Origin of the sequence: Rathayibacter sp. SD072, from assembly GCF_017355185.1 — a bacterium.
Taxonomy (GTDB): domain Bacteria; phylum Actinomycetota; class Actinomycetes; order Actinomycetales; family Microbacteriaceae; genus Rathayibacter.
On record NZ_JADILJ010000015.1, the window covers coordinates 67,767 to 77,668 of the forward strand.

A 9,902-nucleotide genomic window follows, 5' to 3' on the forward strand; every position below is an offset into this window, starting at 1 on the left:
CAGGTTCTGCCGCCCACCCTCCGATAAACTCGATCCACGACTGTGCTGGGTGGATCTTGAGAGGAACATGTGATGCTCCTCATCCTCGTGATCTCGTTCGCCCTGGCCGTCGTGACGCCGTGGATCGTCGACCGCTTCGGTCCGAAGGCGTTCTACGCCCTGGCGCTCGTGCCCGCCGGCACGTTCGTCGCCACGGCCGCCGCGCTGCCGACGATCCTGTCGGGCGGTGAGGTCCGCGAGAGCGTGCCGTGGATCCCCGCGCTGGACATCGCGCTCTCGTTCCGCCTCGACGCGCTCTCGATCGTGCTGGCCCTCGTGGTCAGCGGAGTCGGCGCGCTCGTCCTCGCGTACTGCGCGAGCTACTTCCGCCGCGACGAGCCGTCGCTCGGGCGCTTCGCCGCCCTGCTCTTCGCCTTCGCCGGAGTGATGTACGGGCTGGTCACCGCCGACGACGTGATCATCCTCTTCGTCTTCTGGGAGGCCACGAGCGTCCTCTCGTACCTCCTGATCGGCCACTACAACGGCCGCAAGGAGAGCCGCGGTGCCGGACTCCAGGCGCTGCTGGTGACGACCCTCGGCGGTCTGGCGATGCTGGTCGGCATCGTGATCCTGATCGTCCAGGCGGGCACGACGAGCCTCGCGGGGATCGTCGAGGCGGCACCGTCCGGCCCGATCGTCTCGGTCGCCCTCGTGCTCGTGCTCCTCGGGGCGTTCTCGAAGTCGGCGCTCGTCCCCTTCCACTTCTGGCTGCCGGCCGCCATGGCCGCGCCCACCCCGGTCAGCGCCTACCTGCACGCCGCGGCGATGGTGAAGGCCGGCATCTACCTCGTCGCCCGCCTCGCTCCGGGCTTCGCCGACGACTCCGTCTGGCTGCCCGTCGTCGTCAGCGTCGGCGTCTGGACCATGCTCGTCGGCGGCTGGCGCTCGCTCCGCCAGTACGACCTCAAACTCGTGCTCGCCTACGGCACGGTGAGCCAGCTCGGCTTCCTGACCGTCGCCGTGGGCTTCGGCTCGCGCGACGCCGCCCTCGCGGGGCTGACGCTCCTGATCGGCCACGCCCTGTTCAAGGCGCTGCTCTTCCTCGTCGTCGGCATCGTCGACCACCGCGCCGGCACCCGCGACCTGCGCAAGCTCAGCGGACTCGGGCGGCAGGCGCCCGTCCTCGCGGGGGCCGCACTGCTCGGCGTCCTCTCGATGGCGGGCATCCCCCCGCTGCTCGGGTTCGTCGCCAAGGAGGCCGTCTTCACGAGCCTGATCTCGGCGATCGAGCAGGGCTCGGTCTGGGGCTGGGTGGCGCTGATCGGACTGGTGCTCGGCTCGATCCTCACCGTGGCCTACTCGGCCCGCTTCTTCTGGGGCGCCTTCGCCCGCAAGAAGGGGCTCGAGGACACGCACCTGCACGACGAGGCGTGGACCTTCACCGCTCCTCCGGTGCTGCTGGCCGCCGCGAGCGTCGTCTTCGGCATCGGAGCGAACCTCCTCGACCCCCTCGTCGCCGTGTACGCCGACACCCTGCCGTTCGGCGCTCCCGACGGCGATCCGGAGCTGGTCGCCGCGGCCGAGGCCTCCGACCACGGCGGCTACCACCTGGCGCTCTGGCACGGCTTCGAGCCGGCGCTCGGTCTCAGCGCGCTGGTGATCGCGATCGGCCTCCTCCTCTTCGCCCAGCGAGTGACCGTCGCCCGGATCCAGTCGAAGGTGCCCAACCGCATCGACTCGGCCGAGGGCTACTGGGCCACGGTGCGCTGGCTCGACCGCGTCGCCAGCACGGTGACCGAGTTCGTCCAGCGCGGATCGCTCCCCCGCTACCTCACGGTGATCTTCGCCGTCTTCGTCCTCGGCGCGGGCGGCGCCGCGGCGTTCAACCGCACGTGGCCCGACGAGCTCGTCCTCTGGGACACCCCCGGTCAGCTCGCCGTCGCCGCGGTGATGATCCTCGCCGCGGTCCTCTGCGCGATCGCGCGCAACCGCGTCGCCGCGGTGCTCCTCGCCGGAGCGACGGGCTACGGGATGGTCGCGCTCTTCGCCCTCCAGGGCGCTCCGGATCTCGCCCTCACCCAGGCGCTCATCGAGACGGTCACGCTGGTCGTCTTCGTGCTCGTGCTGCGCCGGCTCCCGACCCGGATCGCCGCCAAGCACCAGCCGATGCGCAAGCGGCTGCGGGCGGTCATCGGCATCTCGGTCGGCGCCGTCATGGCCGTGGTCGCGACGATCGCCCTCGGCGCCCGCACCGCCACTCCGATCTCGGTCGACCTGCCTCGCCTCGCCTACGAGGAGGGCAAGGGCCGCAACATCGTCAACGTCCTGCTCGTCGACATCCGCGCCTGGGACACCATGGGCGAGATCTCGGTGCTCGTCGTCGTGGCGACCGGTGTGGCGAGCCTGATCTTCCTCTCCAGCCGGGCGGGAGGAGCGCCGCGGCTCGAGCAGCCCGGCGTCGGCGACCGCCGCGAGCGCGCGAGCGATCTGACCGCGCCCGCCTCCGAGTCCGAGCAGGCCTCGGGCGAGGGCGACCGCGGATCCTGGCTCGTCGCCGGCCGCACGCTCCGGCCCGAGAACCGCTCGATCGTGCTCGAGGTGCTCGTGCGCCTCCTGTTCCACCCCGCGATGATCGTCTCGGTCTACCTGCTCTTCACCGGCCACAACACCCCTGGCGGAGGCTTCGCGGGCGGCCTGCTCGCCGGCCTCGCGCTGGTCGCGCGGTACCTCGCCGGCGGTCGCTTCGAACTCGGCGAGGCCGCTCCGATCGACGCCGGGAAGGTGCTCGGCCTCGGACTACTGTTCGCCGTCGGCACCGCGGTGTCCTCCCTCTTCTTCGGCCTCCAGGTGCTCGAGGCGAGCTGGCTCGACCTCTACCTCCCGGTGCTCGGCGAGCTGCACCTGGGCACCTCCACCCTCTTCGACATCGGGGTCTACCTCATCGTGATCGGCCTCGCCCTCGACATCCTCCGCAGCCTCGGCGGCGAGGTCGACCGCCACGGAGAGGAGGCCGAGGAGGGCTCGCCGTCGGGCGACGGCGTCACCCATTCGACCGACAGCACCCCCGGCCCCGGCGCCGGCACGGTCGACGGACTCGAGACGAAGCTCCCCACCGGCTCCACCGTCGTGGGCGGACCGGGACGGGGGGACGACGCATGAGCACCACCCTCGTCCTCGTCGTCGTGATGGCCGTGATGTACGCCGCCGGCGTCTACCAGATGCTCGAGCGCAGCCTCACGCGGATCCTGATCGGCTTCATCCTGATCGGCAACGCGACCAACATCCTGATCCTGCTGATGGCGGGCCGCTCCGGTTTCGCGCCGTTCGTGATCGAGGGGCGGGGCTACGAGGAGACCGCCGAGGGCATGGCCGATCCGCTCCCCCAGGCGCTGATCCTCACCGCGATCGTCATCACCTTCGGCATCACCGCGTTCCTGCTCGCCATGATCTACCGGCGCTGGCGCCTCGCCAACGCCGACCAGGTGGAGGACGACGAGACCGACACCTCGGTGCGCGCCGATGCGGCGGGCATCTCGGCGCAGACCACCGCCGACGACAAGGCGCTCGACGATCTGCTCGAGGCGAGCGACGAGGGCACGGCGGCCCGGCACGGCGAGAGCTCGATGAGCGACGACAGGAAGGAGGATCGATGAACGTCCTGATCCCCCTCGTCGTCACGCTGCCGCTGCTGGGAGCCGCGGTCGCCCTCGTCCTCGGCCGGCACCGCAGGGCGCAGATCCTCGTCAACATCGTCACGCTGTCGGCGGTCCTGGTGATCTCCTCCGTGCTGCTGGTGCTCGTGCTCACGGGCGACGACGGCGGCAGTGCCGTCTACGTCGGCGGCTGGGAGCCGCCGTGGGGCATCGTGCTGGTCGTCGATCCGCTCGCCGCCCTGATGCTCGTCATCACGTCGATCACGCTGCTCGGCGTCCTGCTGTTCTCGGTGGGCCAGGGCCTGGTCGACGGCAACCGCGAGACGCCGGTCACGATCTTCCACCCGACCTACCTGATCCTCTCGGCGGGCATCCTCAACGCTTTCGTCGCGGGCGACCTCTTCAACCTCTACGTCGGCTTCGAGATCCTGCTGGCCGCGAGCTACGTGCTGATCACCCTCGGCGGCACGGCGCCGCGCATCCGGGCGGGCACGACGTACGTCGTCGTCAGCCTGGTCTCGAGCGTGTTCTTCCTCTCGGCGATCGGCCTGCTCTACGGGGCGACCGGCACCGTCAACATGGCGCAGCTCTCGATCCGCATCGCCGAGCTCCCCGCCGACGTCCAGCTCGTGCTGCACGTCGTGCTGCTGCTGGGCTTCGGGATCAAGGCGGCCGTGTTCCCGCTGTCGTTCTGGCTCCCCGACTCGTACCCGACGGCGCCCGCTCCGGTGACCGCCGTGTTCGCGGGACTGCTCACCAAGGTCGGCGTCTACGCGCTGATCCGCACCGAGACGCTGCTCTTCCCGGGAGACGACCTCAGCGCGGTGCTGCTCGTGGTCTCGCTGCTGACCCTCGTGGTCGGGATCCTCGGCGCGGTCGCGCAGGCCGACATCAAGCGCATGCTCTCGTTCACTCTCGTCTCGCACATCGGCTACATGGTGTTCGGCATCGCGATCGGGACCGAGGCCGGCTACGCCGCGACGATCTTCTACGTCATCCACCACATCACGGTGCAGACGACCCTGTTCCTCGCGACGGGGCTGATCGAGCGCGTGGGGGGGACGACCTCGATCCTCCGGCTCGGCGGGCTGCTCAAGGCCTCGCCGCTGCTGGCCCTGCTCTACTTCGTCCCCGCGATGAACCTCGGAGGCATCCCGCCCTTCACCGGGTTCCTCGGCAAGGTCGGGCTGTTCGTGGCCGGCACGGAGTCGGCCGTCGACCAGCCCTCCTGGCTGATCTGGGCCGTCATCGGCGCCGGCGCCGTCACGTCGCTGCTCACCCTCTACGCGGTGGCCCGCGTCTGGAACATGGCGTTCTGGCGCCGCCAGGAGGAGGTGCCCGGCTACGAGTCGCCGCTGATCGACCAGCTGCAGGAGGACCCGCACGACACCGGGACCGTCCGCACCCGGCACTCGCCGCCGATGATGGTCCTCGCGACCGCCGGCATGGTGCTCGTGAGCGTCGGGCTGACCCTCGGTGCCGGTCCGCTCTACGACGCGAGCGCGCACGCCGCGCGGGACATCGCGGATCCGTCGACCTACATCGCCACCGTGTACCGCGACTCGTCCTTCGGAGAGGAGGGACCCCGATGAGCCCCCGCCGCCGCGTCGACGTGTGGAACCGCGTCGCGATGTTCGTGACCCTCGTCGGCATCTGGGTGCTGCTCTGGGACGACGTCTCGGTGCTCTCGATCGCCTCGGGCTTCCTGATCGCGCTGCTGATCACCCGGGTCTTCTACCTGCCGCCGGTCGAGTTCTCGAACCGCATCAACCCGTGGTTCGTGCTGCTCTTCCTGCTGCGGCTGGCGCTCGACATCGCGATCGCCTCCGTGCGCGTCTCGTGGCAGATCCTCACGCTGCCCGTGCCGGTGCACAACGCGATCGTCGCCGTCCACCTGCGCAGCCGCTCCGAGGGCATGCTCGTCTGGACCACCGAGGCGGTCTCGCTCGTGCCCGGCTCGCTCGTCATCGACGTCGACCCGCAGCAGAACGTCCTCTACCTGCACGTGCTCGGCGTCACCCACGACGAGGGCGAGCGCATCGAGGAGGTGCGCCGCACCGTTCTGCGGACCGAGGCGCGCATCGTCCGCGCCATCGGCTCGAAGGACGACGTCGCCCGGGTGAGCGCGCCGCTCGACGCGGCAGCGGGGGCGACGCGATGATCGACTGGCTCGTCTGGGTCCTCGCGCCCCTCTTCGGCATCGCCTGCCTGCTCGCGCTGGTGCGCATCCTGATCGGTCCCTCCGTGCTCGACCGCGTGGTCGCCGCCGACGTGCTCGTCGCGACGATCATCTGCGGCCTCGGCGCCGACATGGCGGTCAACGAGCACGCGACCACGCTGCCCGTCGCCCTCGGGCTCGCGCTCTTCGCGGTCTTCGGCTCGATCAGCGTCGCCAAGTTCATGGCCAACCGCGAGGAGGACTGAGGTGGACACCGTGCTCGACATCCTCACCGCCGTGCTCCTGATCATCGGAGCGATGCTGTCGCTGATCGCCGCCGTCGGCCTGATGCGGTTCGACGACCTGCTCTCGCGGATGCACGCGGGCACCAAGCCGCAGGTCCTCGGCCTCATCTGCGTGATGCTGGCCGTCGCGATCCGCAATCCGGGGTTCGCCGCGGCCGGCACGATCATCCTCGTGATCGGGTTCCAGCTGCTCACCGTGCCGGTCTCGGCGCACATGGTGGGCCGCGCGGCGTACCGGGCCGAGGCCGTCTCGACGGGGTACCTCGTGGCGGACGAGCTCGCCGAGGCCGTCTCGCGGGCCGACGAGCAGGCCCGGACGACGACGGGACCGGAGTCGGGGCACACCTCGGAGGAGGCGGCGCGCACCTCGCGCGCCCCGCAGCCCGAGGACGAGGACGGACCGGCCGCGACGGCGTAGACCGGCCGCGCGCTGCGCGAGTGGACGCGGAACGGGGTCCGGTCGGCCGGGAGAGCCCGGTCGGAGGCGACTCGCGCAGGAGCAGACGCACGAGTGGACTCGGAACGGGCTCCGGCCTGGGCGCAGACCCCGGTCGGAGGCGACTCCCGCAGCCCGCGAGGACCGCTCAGCGCAGGAGAGCCGCTCCGGACCCGGCCGCGCCCTGCGCCCCCGTCATCGTCCGCGCCGCGAAGCCGCCGACGGCGAGCGTCGCGGCGAGCAGGCCGCCGATCAGCAGCACCAGCAGCGGCACCACCCAGAGCAGCGCCCTGCGGCGGCGGGCGCGGGCCTCGTCGGGAGTCTCGTCCATCACCCGTCGACCCTACGACGTCGTGCACCACCTGCCCCTGAGGGGTGCTCTATCCTGGCCGCATGCCCCTCGAATCCCCTGTTTCCGGCGCGCCCGCGGACGAGTCGGTCGTGTTCCCCACCGACTCGCCGAGCACCCCCGGGGCGGAGTGGTGGCGCACCGCCGTCATCTACCAGATCTACCCGCGGTCCTTTGCGGACGCCGACGGCGACGGCATCGGCGATCTCCCGGGCATCACGGGCCGCCTCGACAGCCTGGCCGAGCTGGGCGTCGACGCGATCTGGCTCTCCCCCTTCATGACCTCGCCGCAGAAGGACGCCGGCTACGACGTGGCCGACTACTGCGACGTCGATCCGCTCTTCGGCACCCTCGCCGACTTCGACGCGATGCTCGCCCGCGCGCACGCGCTGGGCATCCGCATCATCGTCGACCTCGTGCCCAACCACTCCTCCAGCGCCCATCGGTGGTTCCAGGAGGCGCTCACGGCACCGGCGGGCAGCGCCGAGCGCGCGCGCTACCTGTTCCGCGACGGCCGCGGCGAGACGGGCGAGCTGCCGCCGAACAACTGGGAATCGGTCTTCGGCGGCCCCGCCTGGACCCGGGTCACCGAGCCCGACGGCACCGCCGGCCAGTGGTACCTCCACCTCTTCGACACCACGCAGCCCGACTTCGACTGGACGAACGAGTGGGTGCGCGAGCGCTTCCGCGAGGTCCTGCGCTTCTGGCTCGACCGCGGCGTCGACGGGTTCCGGGTCGACGTGGCCCACGGCATGATCAAGGCCGAGGGCCTGCCCGATTACACGCCCCCCGCCGACAGCGGATCGATGGGCGGAGTCGCGCCCGCCGACGATCCGGATCCCGAGACCGCCCCCTACTGGGCCCAGGACGGCGTGCACGAGATCTACCGCGACTGGCACGAGCTGCTCGCGGAGTACCCGGCCGACCGCGTGCTCTGCGCCGAGGCGTGGGTGCAGCCGCTGCCGAAGCTCGCGCGCTGGGTGCGCCCCGACGAGATGCACCAGGCCTTCAACTTCGCCTACCTCGAGACGCCGTGGGCCGGACCCGCGCTGCGCGACATCATCGACTCCTCGCTGACCGCCTTCGCCGCGGTCGGTGCTCCGTCGACCTGGGTCCTCTCGAACCACGACGTCGTGCGCCACGCGAGCCGCCTCGCGCTCACCGCGGACAACCCCCAGGGCTACGGCATCGGCCCGAAGAGCGCCGGACTGCCCGACCCCGTGCTGGGCCTGCGCCGCGCCCGCGCGGCGACGGCGCTCATGCTCGCGCTCCCCGGCTCGGCCTACGTCTACCAGGGCGAGGAGCTCGGCCTCCCGGAGGCGATCCATCTGCCCGACGAATCGCGCCAGGACCCGACGTGGTTCCGCACGAAGGGCGAGCGCTACGGTCGCGACGGCTGCCGCGTCCCGCTCCCGTGGGAGGCCGAGGCTCCCGCCTACGGATTCAGCCCGAGCGGCGACTCCTGGCTCCCCCAGCCCGGCGACTGGGCGCCCCTCGCCCGGGACGCCCAGCGCGGAGTGGAGGGCTCGACCTACGAGCTCTACCGCGCCCTGCTCGCGGAGCGACGCGCCTCGCGACTCGGCGAGGGCACGATCGAGTGGCTCGGGGGCTGGCCGGAGGAGGTCGTCGCGTTCCGCACCGGGAGCCTCACCGTGATCGCGAACACGGGCGCGGAGCCGGTGGACCTGCCGGCGGGCGCGGTCGTGCTCGCGTCGGAGGCCCTGGCAGAGCGCGTGCTGCCGGGCGACACCACGGTCTGGCTCCGCACGAGCTGACGCGGCGCGAGGGGCGTCGCCGGGCGTCCGGCCGGTTCGCCGTCTCCCCCGGCCTCCGCGGGAGACGGTCCGATCTGCAGGCACTCGTTCGATCTGCAGGCACTCGTTCGATTTGCAGGCACTCGTTCGATCTGCAGGCGCACGTTCGATCTGCAGGAGATCCGAGGCCGTGTGGGGGCGCTCCTGCGGAGGATCGCGCTCCCTCTCCGCGAACCCCTGCAGATGGTACGGAGCCCTGCAGACCGTACGCGCCCCCGCAGACGGCGCGAGCCCTGCGGATCGCGCACCCCTCGGCCGCGGCGAGCGCGCGGCTCCGGTCGGCAGGTGGCGTGGTCGGCGGGTGAGGTGCCGGCGGATCAGCGCCCGGCGTTGGCCTTCAGCCAGAGGTACGAGTCGACCTTCGTGACGCCGTCGATGCGGATCTCGAAGTGCAGGTGCGGGCCGGTCGACATGCCGGTGCTGCCGACGAGCCCGAGGAGCTGGCCGACCTTCACCGGGTCGCCCTCCTTCACGGCCGCGGTGCCGTGCTGCATGTGCGCGTAGACGCTCGAGACGAGCTCGCCGTCAATCTCGTGGTCGACGATGACGTGCACGCCGAGCGAGCCCTCGCCATCGATGACGGTGCGCACGACTCCGTCGGCGATCGCCTGGATCGGCGAGCCGTTGCCGGGGTTGAAGTCGGTGCCGCCGTGGTTGACCGAGCAGCCCGCGCAGTTGCGGTAGCCGAAGCGGTCGCCGACCGGCACGCCGACCGCGAAGGGCCACTGGATGGACGCGTTCTGGTCGTTCGTGAAACCGGTGTCGGAGGTGCGCACGATGGCGGCGACGTTCGTCTGCGTCTTGCGCTCCTGCACTCCGAAGGAGTCGCGGGCGACGGTCTCGGCGCCGACCGCGCCGGCGACGAAGGACTGCGAGCCCTCGCGGACCGAGGAACCGGGGGCGATCACCGAGGTCAGGTTCTGCGCCTGCACGTCCTCGGCGGTGAGGAGCGAGGTCGCGGGCAGCGAGGTGGCGGCGACGATCGCGGCCGCGAACGACATCGCGACGAGGCCACCGACGCGGGGGCGCTGAGCGCGCAGCGGCGTCACGCGCGGAGCCGGGACCGGAGCGGGGGCGGCGCGCAGGGCGGCGACGCGGCGCTCGGCCTCGCGGAGGTCGGTCACGACCGGGGCCGGGGCCTCCGACGCGTCCGCGACCTCGGCGGCGAGGGCCTCGGCGCGCTCGCGCTCGCGGAGCTCGCGCCGGGA

At 71.8% G+C, this 9,902-nt stretch carries 9 protein-coding genes; 7 read left to right on the forward strand and 2 right to left on the reverse strand.

What is annotated here, in order from left to right; all coding sequences use genetic code 11:
* Positions 1-72: 72 nt before the first annotated feature.
* From IOC53_RS08285 to mnhG, 6 genes are read left to right on the forward strand one after another with little or no spacing between them, the layout of a single operon-like run.
* The gene (locus IOC53_RS08285) at positions 73-3,138 is read left to right on the forward strand and encodes a Na+/H+ antiporter subunit A (RefSeq protein ID WP_207404615.1); all 3,066 of its coding nucleotides are present in this window, start codon (positions 73-75) and stop codon (positions 3,136-3,138) included.
* Positions 3,135-3,632, forward strand: coding sequence for a Na(+)/H(+) antiporter subunit C (locus IOC53_RS08290; protein ID WP_207404617.1), 498 nt, complete (start codon positions 3,135-3,137; stop codon positions 3,630-3,632). Before IOC53_RS08285 ends, IOC53_RS08290 begins: the two co-directional genes overlap by 4 nt.
* On the forward strand, positions 3,629-5,224 hold the full coding sequence (locus IOC53_RS08295; RefSeq protein WP_207404619.1) for a Na+/H+ antiporter subunit D: 1,596 nt from the start codon (positions 3,629-3,631) through the stop codon (positions 5,222-5,224). The genes IOC53_RS08290 and IOC53_RS08295 overlap by 4 nt, the downstream gene beginning before the upstream one ends.
* Positions 5,221-5,793 carry a Na+/H+ antiporter subunit E gene (locus tag IOC53_RS08300; protein ID WP_207404621.1) on the forward strand — a complete coding sequence of 191 codons (573 nt, stop codon included), beginning with the start codon at positions 5,221-5,223 and terminating at the stop codon, positions 5,791-5,793. The genes IOC53_RS08295 and IOC53_RS08300 overlap by 4 nt, the downstream gene beginning before the upstream one ends.
* A complete protein-coding gene (locus tag IOC53_RS08305) occupies positions 5,790-6,056 on the forward strand; it encodes a monovalent cation/H+ antiporter complex subunit F (protein ID WP_207404623.1) in 267 nt (88 codons plus the stop codon). The genes IOC53_RS08300 and IOC53_RS08305 overlap by 4 nt, the downstream gene beginning before the upstream one ends.
* A gap of 1 nt (position 6,057) precedes the next feature.
* Positions 6,058-6,513, forward strand: coding sequence for a monovalent cation/H(+) antiporter subunit G (gene mnhG, locus IOC53_RS08310; protein WP_307786113.1), 456 nt, complete (start codon positions 6,058-6,060; stop codon positions 6,511-6,513).
* 166 nt (positions 6,514-6,679) lie between these two features.
* On the opposite strand, the gene IOC53_RS08315 is transcribed toward mnhG, so the two are convergent.
* The gene (locus IOC53_RS08315) at positions 6,680-6,865 is read right to left on the reverse strand and encodes a hypothetical protein (RefSeq protein WP_207404625.1); all 186 of its coding nucleotides are present in this window, start codon (positions 6,863-6,865) and stop codon (positions 6,680-6,682) included.
* Positions 6,866-6,924: 59 nt separating this feature from the next.
* Here IOC53_RS08315 and IOC53_RS08320 point away from each other — a divergent pair, with 59 nt between their 5' ends.
* On the forward strand, positions 6,925-8,655 hold the full coding sequence (locus IOC53_RS08320; RefSeq protein WP_207404627.1) for a glycoside hydrolase family 13 protein: 1,731 nt from the start codon (positions 6,925-6,927) through the stop codon (positions 8,653-8,655).
* 356 nt (positions 8,656-9,011) lie between these two features.
* Here the strand turns inward: IOC53_RS08320 and IOC53_RS08325 are convergent.
* On the reverse strand, positions 9,012-9,902 hold an 891-nt coding region (locus IOC53_RS08325), incomplete at its 5' end, for a M23 family metallopeptidase (RefSeq protein ID WP_207404629.1).

Excerpts from the sequence above, each read along its gene's own strand:
- IOC53_RS08285 (WP_207404615.1), top strand. The coding sequence starts at position 73 with ATGCTCCTCATCCTCGTGATCTCGTTCGCCCTGGCCGTCGTGACGCCG.
- IOC53_RS08290 (WP_207404617.1), top strand. The coding sequence starts at position 3,135 with ATGAGCACCACCCTCGTCCTCGTCGTCGTGATGGCCGTGATGTACGCC.
- IOC53_RS08295 (WP_207404619.1), top strand. The coding sequence starts at position 3,629 with ATGAACGTCCTGATCCCCCTCGTCGTCACGCTGCCGCTGCTGGGAGCC.
- IOC53_RS08300 (WP_207404621.1), top strand. The coding sequence starts at position 5,221 with ATGAGCCCCCGCCGCCGCGTCGACGTGTGGAACCGCGTCGCGATGTTC.
- IOC53_RS08305 (WP_207404623.1), top strand. The coding sequence starts at position 5,790 with ATGATCGACTGGCTCGTCTGGGTCCTCGCGCCCCTCTTCGGCATCGCC.
- IOC53_RS08320 (WP_207404627.1), top strand. The coding sequence starts at position 6,925 with ATGCCCCTCGAATCCCCTGTTTCCGGCGCGCCCGCGGACGAGTCGGTC.